Genomic DNA, 19,638 nt, shown 5'->3' with positions numbered 1-19,638 from the left:
TTTTACTCGTTATCTTAAAATTAATTACTACTTATCTATAATGTTCGCTTAAACTAGCTTAGACGCTAATTAAGTATTTTTTATTAATGAATTTTGATTATCGTCGCATTATTTTCATGGCGTTACTTTTAATATATTTATGCTTAAAAAGTGAATTGATATTCATCATAAATACTTTTATATTGTTATGCAATTAAATTGAATAATAATTTTGGATTTTTTATGCCTTTGCCTTCGTTTATTTCCATGTACCAACAATTGATTGCAGCCCCTTCTATTAGTGCTATTGAAGACAACCTTTGTATGAGCAATAAAAACGTAATTGAACTCCTAGCCAGTTGGTGCGAAACAATCGGTTTTACGTGTGAAATTATAGAGCTAGAAGGAGGTAAAGGGCGCTATAATTTATTAGCTAAACGCGGAGAAGGTGATGGCGGACTAATGCTAGCTGGTCATACTGATACAGTGCCTTTTGATGACAGTCGTTGGAATCATAATCCATTTAAACTTACCGAACTCGATAATAAATTGTATGGGCTAGGAAGTATTGATATGAAAGGCTTTTTTGCTTTTGTATTACAAGCGATTAGTGAGCTTGATGAAAAACAGCAAACTCAGCCTATTTTAATCCTTGCCACTGCCGACGAAGAAACAACGATGGCTGGTGCACAACAAATATGTAAGCACCCTAATTTAAAGCCTGCGCGTTGTATAATAGGCGAACCTACTGATATGACTCCAGTATTTATGCACAAAGGCCATATGAGTACAGCAATAAGAGTGGTTGGTCGCTCTGGGCATAGCTCCGATCCCGAACGTGGTCTTAACGCCATTGAAGTAATGCATAAAGTGATTACAAAATTGATGATCTTAAAAGAACAATTAAAGCATAAGTATTCAATAAACCACTTCGAAATCCCTTACCCAACATTAAACTTAGGTAATATTCATGGTGGCGATAACGCGAATAGAATTTGTGGTTGCTGTGAAATGCATATAGATATGCGCCCATTACCAGGTTTAAGTGTACAAGAACTACAAGCATTAGTACTCGATGCAACGAAAGAGATAAATCAGCAATACCCAAATGCGGTGAGCGTTATTGATTTACATGAACCAATACCGGCATTTAGTGGTAGCACCGACAGTGCTTTAGTAAAAATGGCTGAAAAAATAGCGGGGCAAAAAGCGGTCGCGGTAAATTACTGCACTGAAGCGCCGTTTATCCAGCAACTCGGTTGTGAAACGATTGTAATGGGCCCAGGCTCAATTAACCAAGCACACCAGCCTGATGAATTTTTAGCGATGGAAAAAATAAAACCATCACAACAAATAATCACTGATCTTATAAAAGCAAATTGCTTTAGCTAATAAAATTACAATAAAGGCGCCAATTGGCGCCTTTATTAATACAGAACTAAGGCCTAATTACCTTTAACTTCTAAGTTAATAAACTTAACTAGTTCTTCAGGTTGCCCTACTAGCATCATAACTTGTTGGTTAATTTCCATCATAGTTTTACCTTCAGGTAGCTTTGCAGATACACTGAATGAATTTAAACCTTTCGCAAAGCTGGTTAAAGCCTCTGCAATATCTTCAGTTACAGGAGCTTGTTGTAACTGTTGCTCTAGCGTCATTTCCATTTGCTCAAGCGTCATACCTTGCTTTTCAAGCTCGCTTGATAGTAAATCTTTTAATTTACCCTGGTTATTTAAGGCAAAGCTAACATTACGCGGCTCTAACTTACTCATTGCTTGCATAACAAGTGTTTGCTGCTGTAATTCTTGCTCATACGTCAGCGGTTGATCACCCGCTTCTTGCTGCGCCTTGCTAATAGCCAATGAAGCATCCATTAACGCTTTTGAATTAGCTAAACCCATATCCATATTAAAACTAACAATGTCTTTTGCATCAAGATTAACTACTACATCACTATTGCCAGACTCTTCATCGTAATCAAGTGATGAGTGTAAGTCGTAACTTGCCGACGCTAACATTTCGTTTGTATCAGCTGGTAATTTTGATACGAAGCTTTTATCAAACTGAAAGCTTTTTACATCAAATGATGTATGTGGTGATATTTTATCCGGCTCGTAGCCAGTTATTTCAATGCTTTGAATGTTAGCAACATTGTCACCTTCAGGGCTTATTACTTCCATGTTTGTTATTTCTACACTCTTTGAAATAACACTTGCCGATAAACCAGCGTATTTAAATGTAGCGCCAGTTTGCTCGCTTACTAAAGCAAGTTGCTTATCTACTTCTGCACGCACTTCTTGAGTTGCTACGTAGTTTGCGTAACTAACACCACCAACGCCTGCGGCCACAATAGCTGCAACTATAACTAATTTTTTCATGTCATTTCCTTATTTAATTCTTTCTATAAAGTGTCTCAACTTAAGAGTAACACTGAAGAACATCACCGATAAGTGTTAATTAATCAAACTAAGTAACTCATGTACTGTTTTTACAGGGGTAATTTTAGCGCCTAGCCCTTCCATCGATTTATGGTAATTGCGAAATGGAATATATATTTCTGTAAAACCATGTTGTGCAGCCTCTTTAACACGCGGTACACCACTATCTATTGGGCGTACATCGCCATTTAAGCTAAGCTCCCCCATAATACATGTGGTACGAGGTACAACAAATTCGTTTAAACTGCTAAGTAACGCGGTTACTAATGCTAAATCGATGCAGGTTTCTGTCTCATCAATTCTTAAACCACCCACAATATTAAAAAACGTATCGTGAAATATTTTAGTTTTAGTATGTTTACGTAATATACCGGTCAGCATTTTTATACGATTCATATTTAAACCAACACAAACACGCTGCGGAAATTCAGCCTCTGTTTCGGTAGTTAAACATTGAATTTCGAGCAATAGATTACGATTCCCTTTACGAATACAGGTAATAGTAGACCCAGGTGAGTCGGTGGTTGAACCCGATAAAAATATTTCACTTGGATTATCAACGCTTAACATACCACGTTCACACATTTTAAAAATGCCCACTGTATCAATATCACCAAAGCGATTTTTATTTGCCCTAAGAGTTCGTATTTGCCCATCGTTGGTGTCTATATGTAAAAGCGCATCAACAATATGTACAAGTGTTTGAGGGCCTGCTATTTCATTATTTTTGTTTACATGGGCAATAATAAACATGGTTACATCATTTTGCTTACAGTACTGAGTAAGCGCTTGCGCAGCACTTTTTACTTGAGAAGGCGAACCTGGGCTACCATTTGCCGTATCGGTTACTACAGCTTGAATAGAGTCAATAACAGCAAACTTAATTTTATTTTTATCGAGCTCTTCGATGATGGTTTCAACACTCGTTTCTGAAAGTAAATAAAGCTCGTCTGGGTTATAGTTTAACTTTAACCGATTTACCCTGTTTTTAAACTGCGATAAAGATTCCTCTGCTGTACAGTAAAGTGATGGCATACGTTGTGACATTCTCGCCACTAGGTCAGATAGCAAAGTTGTCTTACCCGCCCCTGGATCGCCCGAAATTATATTAACTGAGCCAGTAGTCACCCCTCCGCTTAGTACGCGATCAAGCTCGCCGATTTCAGTTAGCTGCTTTTCAGCCTCTGATGTAGCAATATCATTGATTTTTTTAGAGCCACCACCAACACCACCAGCATAACCACCAACGTTTGTTCGTATTGATGCTTTTTTACTGTACCCTGCTGAAGGCTTAAATTCCGCTAATGTGTTCCACGCACCGCAGCGACATTGACCCTGCCAACGTTGATAGTTCATGCCGCATTCGGTACAAACAAACTCTACTTTTGCCGCTTTAGCCATTTATAACTTTACCTACTGTTCTTTAATTAAAAAATACTTATTGTTAAGTGCTTATATTACTAGCTCAAACATTTACTTAAGCTACACAGTCGCTATGTGAGAAGATTTAACGTTACAATTATAACGTACGAATGCAGTTTTCTTTTTTAGCCTAACTTAAGGCACACTTATTGCTTAATGAGTAGTTTAAAGTAACAAGCCAAAAAATTGGCGATTAATTCATAATTCTATATTTAGTTAACCGTTACTGTGCTAGTTATACCGATAATATTAAAATGATACACTTTTATAGTTACCGGATAAATAAGCAAACTGTATAACTACTTTTCAAAACAAATGACGATGGTTCCATAAATGGCTGATGACATATTGCTCAAACACGAAAGTATCGTAGATGAGCTAAAAAAATACTTAGGTAGTGAAAAGTTTGATTCTATTTTTTACTCTCTCACGTCAAACTTAACAAAGCCTGAGCAATTTCTAATCAAAATGGAAATGTCTCGCCTATCTCAACCAACTGAGCGATTTATTGATTTACGAGGTTTAGTACAAGGGCAAATAAAACTTTATGAATTTGCTGGTAAACAGCACTTCATGAATGATAAGGCCATAGAAATTTTCAAAAAAGCTATTGAGTCATATGGTGGTTACACTTTAGCTGTCTATGAAAAGGTAATGGACACAAAGGATATCTATTTAACAAAGGTTAATGACAGAACAAATATTGAAATACAAAGCAATAACTTCGACGTTGAAGTTATAAAATTTGCTTCGTACGAAAATCGAACCGAAGAACGGATGAACTACTCAATAAAAGTTACTATTGAGCATAACGATGAAAAAAATATTGCAGCTAATACCTCTGATATTTCTCTAAGTGGCTGTAAAGTGAAGCTGCCTATTAGTTATATTGTAAAAAAAGGTGAATTAATAGCCCTTCGATTAGTTGGTTTAGAACAAGACTTTGAGCTGGGGTTAAAAAACGGAATTCAATATGAAGTTATTGCTTTAGAAAAAACGTCTAAAAGCTTTAATTATATACGCTTAAAACGTACCTACATTGAAAATAATAAAAGTTTTGATACATTCTTAGAAAATTTTATTAACGCAAACAAGAGACGTTATAAAGTAAACCTTGATAACACTTTAGATGCAATCGTTTCAAAAGGATACGAACAATATTACATCCCACGAGTAACATCCTTATACGTATTTTTGAGCATGAAAAATGCTTTATTAGTCCCAAATCTGAGCTTAACCAATGAAAACAATATCTTTATCCAGCGCTATTTTACTGATGAAAGAAGGGCTGTGTGTTTATATAATGTTTTAAATCATCAACGCATTTCGAAGTTATTAACGCAGCCTACAGCTGTAAAAGAAGATTATTTGTATACATTTACTCATGTATCCTCCGGCAAAATTTACTACTATTCAGCAACACAGAGCGAGCTAAATAATAATCCTGAATTTAAGAGCTTATTTTTAGGGTTTGGGAGTAAAAAAGATAGCTTTCAATGCTTTAAATTGCAGATAATGCCAAGCCATTCGGACGACTCTTATATTCCTCTTTCATTACCAGATACCGTAGGAAAGAATATTGCAAAGCTAAATAAAAAACCTTCTGCTCGTGTGCAAAGCTTTATTGTAGACGTGAAGTATTTAGTCGTGCTAACTAGTATAGGAACCACTGCTGAAGCAAAGAATTACCAGTTGCTTGATTATGACCCTTCATTTATTCCGCATTTAAAAAGTTTTGGCCACCCCAGAAGCAGCTCTTTTCCTTGCTTAAATGAAGTTGCACTTGAATATGTAAATTTACGAGCGAGTAAACGATATTTATATAAAACAGCTTTAGAAGTTAATATTAATGATATAAATACGAGTGGTCATACACTAGATTTCTCAGTGATGGGATTACAGATCGAGTTTCCATACCCTGTTACTCTTAAAGTTGGTGACTCTGTACTTTTATCATTTATTGATCTACAAAAAATAACAAAAAAACATAATCTTAGTCAGTTAGTTTATGAAGTAAAAGCTATAAGTAAATCTTTAAGAATAGTTAATTTGAAAGCAGAAACTACAAATAACGTAACCCATGCAGGAGTTGACTTTTTCACCCAGCTAATTGAAAAAAATAAAGATAAGCTTAAAGTGTCTGAAGAAAAGCCAATAGTTCCTGGTCTGTCTCTAGCACTACGTAACATGGTTACAAAAACTATATGTCAATTTCCATTTTACCTTCATAAAGAGTCAGCTCATTTTAAGGCTGGCGCTATTGGCTTAGGCCTCTATACCAACCCTTTACATACTATTTTACAAAGCTTTGGGCTTTTAAAGAAAAAAACTGATTTATCAAATATTTTAACCAAAGATCAAATCACTAATGTAATCACACCAAATATAAAGGATCGAAGCCGACAAGATCCCCCCCTACCATTTACGCTAGTCATTAATTTTGATCCACGAAAAAGTACCATCGATGATGCTATTAGTACTCAGTGTGTTTTAGGTAGCGAATACTCTAGTTTTTATAAACAAATAAACAAGGGGATCCAAGCTAATCTCATATTTGTAATGCGACTGTATATATCGCGCACTGGCCGTCCTGATACAGACTATTTATCTAATGAATTAAAGTACGTGAGTCAGTATGCGATTCATAAAGCTAAAGATTTAGAAAATGCAATATGGTCTGTAGCTGGTGTTGGGGATATAATAGATATAACCGATGAAGCGCTTAATCATTTAGATCTCAAACGAGAGCTAGTTGAACAAATGAGTCGCCGTAAACTAATTTGGCTAAACCGCTTACGCTAAGCAGCTTAGCTTAATTACTTTAAAGTGTTGGCTCTTTTTCTAACGGAATAGCCAACATATACAACAATTGCAATAATGACCCTTCACAAATAGCCGCTTGTGCTTGCTCAACTACTTTTGGTTTACCGTGTACAGCCACACCAAGGCCAGCTTTTGCCATCATGACTAAATCGTTTGCGCCATCGCCAATAGCTACTGTTTGTACTTTTTTAAGCCCTAGCTTTTGTTGAATCGCCTCTAAAACGACCGATTTTTGCTGCGCATCGACAATCGTACCGAGTACTTTACCTGTTAGTTTGTCGTCTTCAAATTCAAGTACATTAGCATGCACTTCATCTAAATTAATAAGCTCTTGTACGCGCTCTGCAAAAGGCACAAAACCACCTGAAGCAATAGCCAAATACCAGTTATGTTGCTTTAAAATTTGGCACAGTATTTTAATACCAGGCATGAGTGGTAGTGTGCTTTTCAGTTCTTCAATTAAGCTTTTCTCAATACCTTCAAGCTTAGCTACACGCTGATACAAACTCTCACTAAAATCAAGTTTACCCGCCATTGCAAGTGCAGTTACAGAGGCAACTTCATCGTATACATTCGCAAGGCGTGCTATTTCGTCTATGCACTCAATAGTTATTGCAGTTGAATCCATATCCATAACCAACAAACCTGGCTCATATAAATTAGGCGGCGTAGCAATTTGCACTAATTGACAATCAAGCGTGCTTGAAAATTCTTGTAGCGCAAGCGGGTTTATAGTTTTATCTGCATTTTGCGCGTAAAAACACAATGCAGGGGCTAATCCTAGGTCGGGTTGATATTGGCACATAGCTGTGACTGTTTGGTTATGTGTCGCTAAAAAATTAACAATGCTAGTAATGTGCTTTTCTTCAAAATCACCTGCAAATGCGATGCAAAATAGCCCTAATGCTTTATCAGGAATATTACCAATAGGTGTAAATATTTCATCACTATAGCTAAACCATTTATTTAAAGTTAAGTTTACTAATTGCTGCTCAGCAGCTTGGTGTGCCATGTTCATTTGCGACATGGGATCTCCGTGTTTATTTCCTGATAATTAGCACACTAAGCTAACAGTTTTTAATGCTAAATTCGCCATCAGGTAGGGTTTAAGGTTATAGTTAGTATAGTTGTAACATCAAATTAAAATGCTGTCAGTAGCATAAACGGTGACTATGAAAAATAACCATATTAAAAATCCTATAACCGCATCTCAAAGAAAACGACTTGTGCGTTTAATTCTTGCGGCTAGTTGCTTTGTATTACTAAGCTGGGTAGGTGTTAATAGTAGCTTTCAGAGTCATCAATTACTTTATGATAGCGCCGACAGCACCGCAAAAAGCCTCACTAAGTTCATGGCTTTAAATGTTAAAACACCTTTAATCGAAAAAAACAAACCCCAGCTAAACACAATTTGTAACGATATAAGTAAAGATGAATTCGTGCTGTCAGCCACTATTTACGATCAACAAGGGGTTTTGTTAGCCAGTAGCGACAATTGGCAGACGCACCATATTTATGGTCAACTCTCTGATTCTACCCCTGGGATAAGCAAATTAAAAACCCCATTTATAGAACCAGTTATTAGCGATGACGACCGTCCACTTGGTTTTGTATCAGTTACCTATTTGACTCGCGCAGCAATTGCCGACAGCCATAATCATTTTCATGACTTAGGTCGTCAAGTACTATTAATGCTAGTGATTGCTTGTATTTTTACGTGGCAATTAGGACGTGGACTAAAACGCTGGCAGGTAAGCCGCTATATGCAAAAAACATCTGAACAAGAATCGTAAAGCTGTTTTGCAAGTATTTCTCTTTCGCTGTCTGGCTTTAAATCACATAAAACGTTAAAAACATCAGGTATATGCAATGGCGTGTTCACTTCCCCTTGATAGCCACTTAACGGCATTGAAGGTGAATCCGTTTCAAGCACTAAGTGTTCTGGCTCAATAACGGCAATAACAGCACGGGTTTTAGCTGCACGTTCATAGGTAATAATACCGCCTACGCCAAGTTTAAAACCCTGTTTGATATAATACTGCGCGTGTTGGATTGAACCTGAAAATGCATGAATCACTCCCCCATTTTTTGGCTTGCAACGCTTAAACGATTGCGCAATTAAATCATGGCTTTGCCTATGATGCACAATGAGCGGTAAGCTTAGCTCATTAGAAATCTCTATTTGCTGTTCAAATAAGTAAGTTTGTTTGGGGAGATTTTCAATACTTCTATCAAGTCCACATTCACCAATTGCCACCAGCCGATGCTTATTTGTAGTTGCAAACTCGAATAACGCTTCAATGTGCGATTCTTTATGCTGTTTTAAAAAATAAGGGTGTAACCCTGCCGCTATTTCTATACTTGGATAGGTTGCTTTGAGATCTATGAGGGTATGCGATTGAGCAAGGGTAATGCCTGGCACAACGAACTGATTAACTCCCTTTACTACACACTCGCTTATGAGAGATTCACGACTTGAATCAAACTCGCTAAAGTCGAGGTGGCAATGAGAGTCAATAAATTGCACGGTTACTTACTCATCTATTTATTAAGGGTTTAAGCGTGTAATTTGCCAGCTATTATCTGCTTGGCGCTGATACATAAAACGATCATGTAAACGATGCGCACCACCTTGCCAAAACTCTATTTTAGAAGGCACTACGCAGTAACCGCCCCAAAAATCAGGAAGCGGAATTTCACCTTTGGCAAATTTGCTTTTCATATTAGCAAAAGTTTCCATAAGGACTTTACGCGACGACACTGGCCTGCTTTGCGCTGAAGCCCATGCCGCCAATTGGCTTTCTTTTGGGCGCGATAAAAAATATTTTGCTACCGCTGATGTAGGTAGAGGTTTAGCCTCGCCGTATACAATTACTTGTCGCTCCATATGGTGCCATGGAAAATGCAGCGATATTTTATTGTTACCTTTTAGCTCTTGTGCTTTACGAGAGCCCGTATTAGTAAAAAATACAAACCCATTATCATCAAGGTGTTTTAACAATACAATACGCTGCGAAGGCTGCCCTGTTTCATCAACCGTTGCCACAACCATTGCCGTTGGATCAGGCACGTTACTGCCCACAGCATGCTCAAGCCATGTTTCAAATTGTTTAAATGGGTCATCTTGCAAAGTGTCTTCGCTTAACGCGTCTTGCAAGTATTCACGGCGGATATCTTCGAGTTTCATAAACAAATCCTTCTCTGTTTATTAAAGCGTATGTGGGTAAGTAAGGTCAGGTTGTTCATCGTTATAAGAGCAAAAATAAAAATGCTTTGTTTAATGTTGGGTTTCGTTTCACTCAACCCAATCTACGGTGCAAACCTGCATCTGCAAGTGTAGGAGTGCTAGCAAGGCGGTAAAACTATTTATGCCAAGGAGCATACGGTTTGTATGTGACTTAGGCTAAAAAGCACGACAACGCAGCTAAAGCGAACTACACAACTCAGATATCTGCAAGTGTAGAAGTGCTGACAAGGCGAAGTGCTTTTTTATGCCAAGAAGCATACAATTAGTATGTGACTTAGGCTAAAAAAGCACGACAACGCAGTCAAAGCGAACTACACGAAGCAGACGTTCACCTAAGTAGTTTAGCCTAAGACAAGGCATCCACTCCTACTTATCCCTATGAGCATACGGTTTGTATGTGATTAGGGTAAGTCGGGGTGGATAACGCAGTATTAGGTTAAAATGCGACGGTGATTACATTTGCTCCATGACTTCAATGCCTAACAAATCCAATCCAGTTTTTAGCGTATCTGCCACTAAATTACACAACACTAAACGGCTGTCACGTACGCTTGGCTCTACGCCTTCTTTAAGTACTGGGCAGGCTTCGTAGAATGTCATGTATAGGCTAGCTAACTCGTATAAGTAACCACATAATACGTGTGGAGTGGCCTCGTTGATCATTAAATCAAGCACTTCTTCAAGCTGTAGCAGTTTAAGTGCGAGTGCTTTTTCTTGCGGCTCTGTAATAGCTACATCGGCATTTAGCGTAGCAGCATCTACACCTGATTTACGGAAAATACTACGCACGCGAGTATAAGCATATTGCAGGTAAGGTGCTGTAGCGCCTTCAAAGCTTAACATGGTGTCCCAGTTGAATATGTAATCGCTGGTACGGTGCTTAGAAAGGTCAGCATATTTAACTGCGCCAATACCTACTTTACGCGCAATTTCGCTGCGATCATGATCCGATAAATCAGATTCACGCTCAGCTAATTTTGCGGCTGCACGGCTAATTGATTCTTCAAGTAAATCAGCCAGTTTAACAGTGCCACCGGTACGGGTTTTAAATGGTTTACCATCAGCGCCCATCATGGTGCCAAACGGGCAAAACTCGTAACTTGTTTCATCGCGTAAAAGGCCAGCTTTTCGTGCTGTAAGCTCTACTTGATTAAAGTGAAGGCTTTGGCGTGCATCTACAAATATTAAAATACGTTCAGCACCCAATTTATTTGAGCGGTAATCACACGCGGCTAAATCAGTGGTTGCATATAAAAAGCCACCGCCTGATTTTTGCACGATAAACGCCGATGGCTCGCCATCTTTATTTGCAAGCTCATCTAAAAACACCACTTGTGCGCCTTGCGACTCTACAGCAATGTTTTTATCTTTTAATAGGCTAATAATATCGTTAAGTTCACTGTTGTAAGCACTTTCAGCCATAATATCGTCTTGAGTAAGCGTTACATTTAGACGTTTGTAAACTTCTTCAGAGTGCTTAACTGAGGTAGCTATAAATAGCTTCCATAGTTTTTCACAGTGCGCATCGCCACCTTGTAGTTTAACAACGTAATCACGGGCTTTATCTGCAAAACCTTCTTCATCGTCAAAACGTTTTTTAGCGTCGCGATAAAATGTTTCTAAATCAGCAAGCGCTACCGACTCTAAATCTACGCCTTGGCTAATTTGATCTTCTAAATGCGCAATCAGCATACCAAATTGTGTGCCCCAATCGCCCATGTGGTTTTGACGAATGACTTTATCGCCTCTAAATTCAAGGGCGCGTACAATTGCATCACCAATAATGGTTGAGCGTAAATGACCTACGTGCATTTCTTTTGCAAGGTTAGGCGATGAGTAATCTACAACGACAGTTTGTGGCTTAGTATGCTCTTTTACGGCAAGCTTTGCATCGCTGTTAGCCGCTTCTACGCTTTTGGCTAAAAACTCAGGCTTTAAATGAATATTAATAAAACCAGGGCCAGCAATTTCAGTTTTTTCAGCTATGTCGCTTACATCTAACTGATCAATAATTTTTTGCGCAAGCTCACGTGGGTTACTTTTCATTTTTTTAGCGGCACCCATTGCACCATTAATTTGGTAATCACCAAACTGTGGGCGTGTACTTTGTGTAACCGCTGGGTTTGTATCTTCAGGTAGGCCTGCTGCGGTCATGGCGGCAATGGCTTTTTCTACTAAAATAGTACGAATGTTCATTATATTATTTACCTTTGTAAGCCCGCCTTAGCAGGCTTTCAGTTAACTGTAGTCAGTCGATTCTAGTTTTCGCGAGTATGGTTAAAGGTTACTTCTGGGTAACGCTCTACCGATAAATTAAGGTTTACACGGCTCGGTGCTATGTAAGTTAGGTTATCGCCACCATCGAGTGCTAAGTTGCTTTCGCACTTACGCTTAAACTCTTCAAACTTTTTAACGTCAGTTGAGCTTACCCAACGCGCTGTATTTACGTTTACACCTTCGTAAATTGCATCTACGTTGTACTCAGCTTTTAAGCGCGCTACCACTACGTCAAACTGTAGTACACCTACCGCGCCTACAATTAAATCGTTATTAATAAGCGGTCTAAATACCTGTACTGCACCTTCTTCAGAAAGCTGTACTAGGCCTTTTAATAACTGCTTTTGTTTAAGCGGATCACGCAAACGAATACGACGAAACAGCTCAGGCGCAAAGTTAGGAATACCGCTAAACTTAAGCTTTTCGCCTTGCGTAAAGGTATCACCAATTTGGATTGTACCGTGGTTATGTAGCCCTATAATGTCGCCAGCGAATGCATCCGCTGCACGCTCACGATCGCCTGCCATAAACGTTACCGCATCAGAAATACTGACTTGTTTACCAAGGCGTACATGGTTCATTTTCATGCCTTGGCTGTATTTACCCGACACAATACGCATAAAAGCAATACGGTCACGGTGTTTAGGGTCCATGTTGGCCTGTATTTTAAAGACAAAGCCAGTAAAGTTTTCTTCTGTTGCAACTACTTGGCGATCTTCTGTTTCACGTGGTAATGGCGTTGGGGCCCACTGTGTTAAGCCATCAAGTACGTGATCAACACCAAAGTTACCAAGTGCTGTACCGAAGTACACTGGCGAAAGTTCACCCGCTAAAAACAGCTCAAGGTCAAATTCGTTTGATGCACCAATTACAAGCTCAAGCTCTTCACGTAGTTGCTCAGCGAGTTCTTCACCAATGGCTGTATCAAGCTCTTGGTTATCTAACCCTTTTACTGTACGTACTTCTTGAATAGTATGGCCCTGGCCTGTTTTGTATAAAACCGCTTCGTCGTTGTGAATATGGTAAACACCTTTAAACTCTTTACCGCAACCAATTGGCCACGTAATAGGTGCACAGGCAATGTTTAGCTCTGTTTCTACTTCATCAAGTAGCTCCATTGGGTCTCGAATATCACGGTCACACTTATTCATAAAGGTAACAATAGGCGTAGTACGTAAACGCGTAACTTCCATAAGTTTACGAGTACGCTCTTCTACACCTTTTGCGGCATCAATAACCATTAAGCACGAATCTACCGCAGTCAGCGTGCGGTATGTATCTTCTGAGAAGTCTTCGTGTCCAGGGGTATCAAGTAAGTTAACCAGCGCATTATTATATGGAAACTGCATTACTGAGGTAGTAACCGATATACCACGCTCTTTTTCCATTTCCATCCAGTCAGACTTTGCATGCTGATTAGAGCCACGGCCTTTTACAGTTCCGGCTTTTTGAATCGCTTGTCCGAACAAAAGTACTTTTTCGGTGATGGTGGTTTTACCAGCATCCGGATGCGATATAATTGCAAAAGTCCTTCGCTTGCTGATTTCATTGATAATAGTCTGGTCTGCCATTGATAAATTCTTTTAGTTTGATACCAAGTTACATGCATAACGTTAAGTGTATGCAAGGCAACCCGTTAAGTTGATCGTTATTAACTAAGCTTTGAGCAATTTAGTATGAATAAATTGACAACAATTAACGCCATATAGCTAATTTTCTAATAGTGGCAATTGTAACAGGAGTCGGTATAAAAGTGTGCTATCTAACATAAAAATATCTTGGCTTTGTAATAAATCGAAATGACTCACTTAACTTAAGAACGATTAAAAATGATTGAAAGGTAATAATTTAAACATCTATGAATTAATATTTAGGCAAAAAACCTCTACAATCTTTAAATTAACAATTTAATTTCAATATCTTACAACAAATAAAACATCCTATACACTAGGTAAATCTGTTTTATAACTGGTTGTATTTCAGCCATTAAGACCGCTACAAGCTTGTGTAATAAAGTCGTAACGCATACTATTGATAGATTGCATGGAGGGTAAGTCACTTGGTCATGAAAACCAGTAAGTTAAGCATTAGATTATTATGGTATATAACTCCCCTTGTTATCTTACCGTTACTATTTTTAGGTGGCTTTACACTCACCAATGTAACCAACTCTACACAAAAGCAAGCTGATTTAATAATGGGTCGTTTTGTTGAGCAGCAACAACAAAAAATATTTAATTACATAGACTCTTTTCACTCTACTGCAAAGCTTCTTTCTAGATCTCCGGTACTTAGCGACTTTTTAGCTAACGACACACTTACCAGCGGCAATTATACCCGAAAACTAGGTGCGCTTATGGATGTATTTGCCAGTTACAGTGAAGCCTATCCAGATATAATTAGCATTAATTTAGTTTCAGCTAGTGGCAAAAGTGATGCCTACTACTCAACTAACCTAACCACTGCGCCTAAAAGTTACCCTTTTTTTAACAAAGTGCTGCAAAGTAATTTAAGTAAACAGCAGTTTATGATTCAAAAGAACGATGGCACCACAAGTTTGTACTTTATACAGCGAATTTATAGTGTTGATTACTATTTAAAACGCCCACAACAACTTGGTTTTATTGTAATACATATAGAGCCTTCAATACTCAACTCCAGTATTTTAGAAGCGCCATATAACAACACACTTAATTTAATGTTGACCAAAGACGGAAAAATTTTATTTAGCTCCGATTACAACATGCGCGGCCAATACATAAGCGAATACGAGCTTAACCAAATACACGACCTTGCCGACATAGGCATGCTTTCTACCATTGAACTCTCAAGCATAGATAAAATAGAACGAATGATTTTTGCCGTACAAATGCCCGGCGGATATTATTACGTTTCAACCATTCCAAAAGCGGTTCTTTATCAATCAGGTAAAGCGATAAGCTTAATAACTGGCTTAATTGTCATTATATCCGTGATCACCTTGCCAATATTAATTTTTGTAGTGGTACGCAATTTATTACTTAACCCAATTGAGTTGCTAGGAGCTGCCAGTCATCGTGTTGGTGATGGAGACTTATTAGTGCACTTACCTGCGCACACTAATGATGAATTAGGCGTTTTATTTAATGACTTTAACCATATGGTTAATCAAATAAGGCATTACCAGCAGCAGCTTGAAGAGTATAAACATCATCTTGAAGATAAAGTAGAAAGTCGTACTAAAGCACTTGAAGCTATGAACAGCCAACTAGAGCTTGCTATTGGCCAAGCTGAGCAAGCTAATCAGCTTAAAAGTCGTTTTTTAGCTAACATGAGTCACGAAATACGCACGCCGCTTACGGCTATTATGGGCTTTACAGAGCAATTGCTACACAACAATAAAGTAGCGAACGACAAGCAACACCTAAGCACTATTTTACGTAATTCAAAACACTTATTAGAGTTAATAAATAACATCCTCGATTTATCTAAAATTGAAGCCGAAAAGCTAGCAGTTGATTTATCAGCATTAAATGTAGTACAGCTTGTGCACGATATTGAATCAATTATTAAACCACTAGCACAAGAAAAAAAATTAACCCTTAATATCGACTATCAACTGCCGCTACCTCGAACCATTTATAGTGATGTGACCCGCTTAAAACAAATACTTATAAATATTGCTAATAATGCTGTTAAATTTACTGAAAATGGCAGTGTGTCTATTTGCGTACATTATTTACAAGCAAGTCAAAGGCTAGAGTTTGTAATTAAAGATACCGGTATTGGTATGTCACAGCATCAAATAGGGCGTGTTTTTAAGCCTTTCGAACAAGCAGATACCACAACCACACGCCGTTTTGGTGGTACAGGCCTTGGATTATGTATTTCTAAAAATTTAGCATTACTACTTGGTGGTGATGTAACGCTTAAAAGCGAAGTTGGGGTTGGGAGTCGTTTTAGTATAACAGTAGCTTGTCAATTATCTGATGATCAACCAATCCTTGAATTTTTAACGCAAGAAAGCCAGCTAATCCCAGAGAAAGATCCTCTTTTATCATTCGCGACCAATAGTTTTGACGCTAATATTTTAGTCGCTGAGGATAACCCTGATAACCAACTATTAATTAAATTATTACTGCAAACTTGGGGCCTTGAACCCGATATGGCTAGTAATGGCGCACAAGCTGTAGAAATGGCACTTGTTAACGACTACCAGCTTATTATTATGGATATGCAAATGCCTGTAATGGGCGGGTTAGAAGCGACTAAAATGCTTCGTCATGCAGCATACGATGGCCCTATCATCGCCCTTACCGCCAATGTGATGAACCACGATATAGGCACTTACCTAGAAGCGGGTTGCGACAAAGCACTTGCTAAACCCATTGATAAAGATGCCCTGGAAAATGTACTCGTAAGCTACCTGCATCTTGAAAAGGATAATCAAAATAAGTGGGATAGCTTATTAAAAAGCGAAAAGTTTCAGCAAATTACTGATAACTATTTAGCCAACTTACCTACTTATTTAGAAGAAGTTAAAACTCTGCAACATTGTAATGACTGGGAAGCATTAAGAAGTATAGCGCACAGTATAAAAGGTAGTTCTGGGTGCTTTAATTTTAATGAAATTTATCACAGCGCTGCGGCACTAGAAGAAAACTTAAAAAGTAACAATAAAGTGCCAAGAGACGAGCTGGTAAATAAATTAATAGCAGCCATTGAACAAGCAATTAGTGGCAAAGTAACCTAAAAGAAAACTTACTAAATAGTACAAGTTCGGTGCGTTAGTCCTCTATGCTAAAACGCTAATCACCGACTTTAATTATGAAAAGTTTAAACCTAATGCCATGCCCATTAAAATAGCATCTTCAAAGCCATTTTTGGCCGGATTATCACTTGGATAGTAGTTTTTACGCACTGACATCTCTGTAAAGCCTGCGTTCTCATATAGCGCAATAGCCCGCGCATTTGATTCGCGTACTTCTAAAAAGAGGTTTTCAGCATTTTTCTGTTTACCATATTCAATAAACTGAGCTAACAACTGCCTTGCAATACCCTTACCCTGGTGGCTTGGTGTTACACAAATATCCATAAGCGTAAAATCAGGCCCTGCTTTTTCACCGATATAAAAACCAATTATGCTCGCCTCATCAAATGCAGCAACATTAAAATAACGCCCGCCTATACATGAACTCATTGTATTTAAAGTCCACGGATGGCTATGACACGCTGTTTCGATGGCCATTAATTGGGGTATTGCAGTTTCATCTACTGATTTAAAGTTTATCAAGGTGTTCACTCATTAAAGCCCATAAAGCACGCTTTTCTGAGGCGTTGAGCTGTGGGGATGGCAATGTAAGTTTATTGTCGTTTAATTGCATCTCACTGCCCTGTACAACGCTATTTATAATAATAGGTGCGGCACTGAGTTTAATGTCTGCAAGTAATTGCTCATTGAGCGTTAAAGAACTAGCTATCGCACTTTGCGATAAAGTATTAGCTTGATCATTTATTTTTGGACAATAATGTTGATTGAGTTCAAGATTTTCTATATCAAAAATAGCTGCGTAACGTGGATGCATAACAACTCAGTAGATTAGACATTTGAACAATATAAGAAGTAATAAAAACGATGTAAAGAAGAAATGGCAGGGGCGGAGAGATTCGAACTCCCAACCGTCGGTTTTGGAGACCGCTGTTCTACCAATTGGAACTACGCCCCTGCAATGACGACGAATTATAGAGAAGTTTCTCTAAAGGTAAAGAGAAAAATCACTCTTTTAGTTCAACTGCTTTCAAAGTAAGCAATACGGTCAATTAACATGCTAATTGGCCGTATTTTATTACTCAAAAAACAATTGGGCTTATTCCCATTCGATAGTTGCAGGTGGTTTACCTGAAATATCGTAAACAACACGAGAAATACCATCAATTTCGTTAATAATACGGTTAGAAACCACACCTAAAAACTCATAAGGTAAATGTGACCAACGCGCCGTCATAAAATCAATAGTCTCAACACAACGAAGAGATACAACCCAATCGTATTTACGTGCATCACCCATGACCCCTACCGATTTAACAGGTAAGAACACAGTAAACGCTTGGCTTACTTTATGGTAAAGATCAGCTTTGTGTAGCTCTTCAATGAAAATAGCATCAGCACGGCGTAGTAAATCACAGTACTCTTTTTTGATTTCGCCAAGTACACGTACACCTAAACCTGGTCCAGGGAAAGGATGACGGTAAAGCATGTCGTACGGTAAACCAAGCTCTAGACCAATTTTACGTACTTCATCTTTGAATAATTCACGCAATGGCTCAACAAGGCCCATTTTCATGTCATCTGGTAATCCGCCCACATTGTGGTGAGATTTAATAACATGCGCTTTACCCGTGGCAGATGCCGCTGATTCAATGACGTCAGGATAAATTGTACCTTGTGCTAACCATTTCGCATTTTTAAGCTTTTTGGCTTGCTCATCAAATACATTAATAAACGTATGACCAATGGCTTTACGTTTATCTTCTGGGTCTGACTTACCAGCTAAATCATTTAAAAACTGCTCTTCAGCTTCAACTTTAACAATGTTTAAGCCAAATTTATTACCAAACATGTCCATTACTTGCTGACCTTCGTTTAAACGAAGTAAACCATTATCAACAAATACACATGTTAGCTTTGTGCCAATTGCACGGTGAATAAGCATAGCCACTACTGATGAATCAACACCACCAGAGAGACCTAAAATAACTTCGTCATCACCTACAGTTTCTTTAATACGCTCAATAGCATCATCAATGATTTTTGCGGCAGTCCATAATTTTTCACAGCCACAAATATCAATAGCGAAACGCTCAAGCAAACGTAACCCCTGATGAGTATGCGTTACTTCCGGGTGAAATTGTACACCGTAAAAACGCTTTTCTTCGTTAGACATTGCAGCATGTGGACAAGTAGATGTTTTAGCTGTTGTTGTAAAATCAGCTGGAATGTCCATTACTTTGTCGCCATGACTCATCCATACGTCAAGTATGCCGTTGCCACCATCAGTAATATGGTCTTCAATTGCATCAAATAATGCACAGCGGCCTACTTTTTCAACTTGTGCGTAGCCAAACTCTTTTTTATCAGAGCTGTGTACACTTCCACCAAGTTGAGCTGCCATTGTTTGCATGCCATAACAAATGCCTAATACAGGAACGCCTGCATTAAACACATACTCAGGAGCGCGCGGGCTATTTTCAAGTGTTGTTGATTCTGGACCACCAGAAAGAATGATACCTTGTGGGTTAAACTCGCGGATTTGCTCTTCAGTCACATCCCATGCCCACAGCTCACAATAAACACCAATTTCGCGTATACGACGGGCGATTAGTTGAGTGTATTGTGAACCAAAGTCTAAAATGAGAATTCGTGAATCGTGAATATCTTTGCTCATGGAGTATCTCGTAAAGTCTGATGCTAAC

General features: G+C 38.4%; 14 protein-coding genes and 1 tRNA gene. 4 read left to right on the top strand and 11 right to left on the bottom strand.

Translation table 11 applies throughout. The annotated features are described in order from the left end of the window. Positions 1–222 precede the first annotated feature (222 nt). Positions 223–1,371, top strand: a complete 1,149-nt coding sequence (argE, locus tag V6260_RS05490) for an acetylornithine deacetylase (RefSeq protein WP_149602219.1) — start codon at positions 223–225, stop codon at positions 1,369–1,371. Between the two features lie 53 nt (positions 1,372–1,424). Here the strand turns inward: argE and V6260_RS05485 are convergent, their stop codons facing one another. After that, entirely contained in the window at positions 1,425–2,357 is a 933-nt protein-coding gene (locus V6260_RS05485; protein WP_341593045.1) for a hypothetical protein, read from the bottom strand. Between the two features lie 75 nt (positions 2,358–2,432). Further along, a complete protein-coding gene (gene radA / locus V6260_RS05480) occupies positions 2,433–3,818 on the bottom strand; it encodes a DNA repair protein RadA (protein WP_341593044.1) in 1,386 nt (461 codons plus the stop codon). A 354-nt stretch (positions 3,819–4,172) separates the two neighbouring features. Here radA and V6260_RS05475 point away from each other — a divergent pair, with 354 nt between their 5' ends. Continuing rightward, the gene (locus V6260_RS05475; protein WP_341593043.1) at positions 4,173–6,641 is read left to right on the top strand and encodes a PilZ domain-containing protein; all 2,469 of its coding nucleotides are present in this window, start codon (positions 4,173–4,175) and stop codon (positions 6,639–6,641) included. Positions 6,642–6,660: 19 nt separating this feature from the next. Here the strand turns inward: V6260_RS05475 and serB are convergent, their stop codons facing one another. Next, a complete protein-coding gene (gene serB / locus V6260_RS05470) occupies positions 6,661–7,689 on the bottom strand; it encodes a phosphoserine phosphatase SerB (RefSeq protein ID WP_341593042.1) in 1,029 nt (342 codons plus the stop codon). Between the two features lie 145 nt (positions 7,690–7,834). On the opposite strand from serB, the gene V6260_RS05465 reads away from it, so the two are divergent. Then, positions 7,835–8,455: an AhpA/YtjB family protein gene (locus tag V6260_RS05465; RefSeq protein ID WP_341593041.1), complete on the top strand. Its 621-nt coding sequence runs from the start codon at positions 7,835–7,837 to the stop codon at positions 8,453–8,455. On the opposite strand, the gene V6260_RS05460 is transcribed toward V6260_RS05465, so the two are convergent. The 4 genes from V6260_RS05460 to prfC form a co-directional block, all read right to left on the bottom strand. Next, positions 8,422–9,189, bottom strand: coding sequence for a TatD family hydrolase (locus tag V6260_RS05460; protein ID WP_341593040.1), 768 nt, complete (start codon positions 9,187–9,189; stop codon positions 8,422–8,424). The genes V6260_RS05465 and V6260_RS05460 overlap by 34 nt on opposite strands. Positions 9,190–9,210: 21 nt before the next feature. Further along, positions 9,211–9,849, bottom strand: a complete 639-nt coding sequence (pdxH, locus tag V6260_RS05455) for a pyridoxamine 5'-phosphate oxidase (protein ID WP_341593039.1) — start codon at positions 9,847–9,849, stop codon at positions 9,211–9,213. 513 nt (positions 9,850–10,362) lie between these two features. Further along, on the bottom strand, positions 10,363–12,105 hold the full coding sequence (gene argS / locus V6260_RS05450) for an arginine--tRNA ligase (protein WP_341593038.1): 1,743 nt from the start codon (positions 12,103–12,105) through the stop codon (positions 10,363–10,365). Positions 12,106–12,167: 62 nt separating this feature from the next. Then, positions 12,168–13,757 (bottom strand): peptide chain release factor 3, encoded by a 1,590-nt coding sequence (prfC, locus tag V6260_RS05445; RefSeq protein ID WP_341593037.1) that lies wholly within the window; start codon positions 13,755–13,757, stop codon positions 12,168–12,170. A gap of 494 nt (positions 13,758–14,251) precedes the next feature. On the opposite strand from prfC, the gene V6260_RS05440 reads away from it, so the two are divergent. After that, positions 14,252–16,918 (top strand): ATP-binding protein, encoded by a 2,667-nt coding sequence (locus tag V6260_RS05440; protein WP_341593036.1) that lies wholly within the window; start codon positions 14,252–14,254, stop codon positions 16,916–16,918. Between the two features lie 72 nt (positions 16,919–16,990). Here V6260_RS05440 and rimI read toward each other — a convergent pair whose 3' ends face one another. The 4 genes from rimI to guaA form a co-directional block, all read right to left on the bottom strand. Further along, entirely contained in the window at positions 16,991–17,458 is a 468-nt protein-coding gene (gene rimI / locus V6260_RS05435; RefSeq protein WP_341593035.1) for a ribosomal protein S18-alanine N-acetyltransferase, read from the bottom strand. Beyond that, a complete protein-coding gene (locus V6260_RS05430; RefSeq protein ID WP_341593034.1) occupies positions 17,445–17,750 on the bottom strand; it encodes a hypothetical protein in 306 nt (101 codons plus the stop codon). The genes rimI and V6260_RS05430 overlap by 14 nt, the downstream gene beginning before the upstream one ends. A gap of 64 nt (positions 17,751–17,814) precedes the next feature. Continuing rightward, positions 17,815–17,891 (bottom strand) — tRNA-Trp (locus tag V6260_RS05425). Between the two features lie 141 nt (positions 17,892–18,032). Further along, a complete protein-coding gene (gene guaA / locus V6260_RS05420) occupies positions 18,033–19,610 on the bottom strand; it encodes a glutamine-hydrolyzing GMP synthase (RefSeq protein ID WP_341593033.1) in 1,578 nt (525 codons plus the stop codon). Positions 19,611–19,638: the final 28 nt, after the last annotated feature.

The sequence above is a fragment of the Pseudoalteromonas aliena genome (genome assembly GCF_038155085.1).
In the GTDB taxonomy this organism is placed as follows: domain Bacteria; phylum Pseudomonadota; class Gammaproteobacteria; order Enterobacterales; family Alteromonadaceae; genus Pseudoalteromonas; species Pseudoalteromonas aliena_A.
This window is presented reverse-complemented; position numbering and strand designations above follow the sequence as displayed.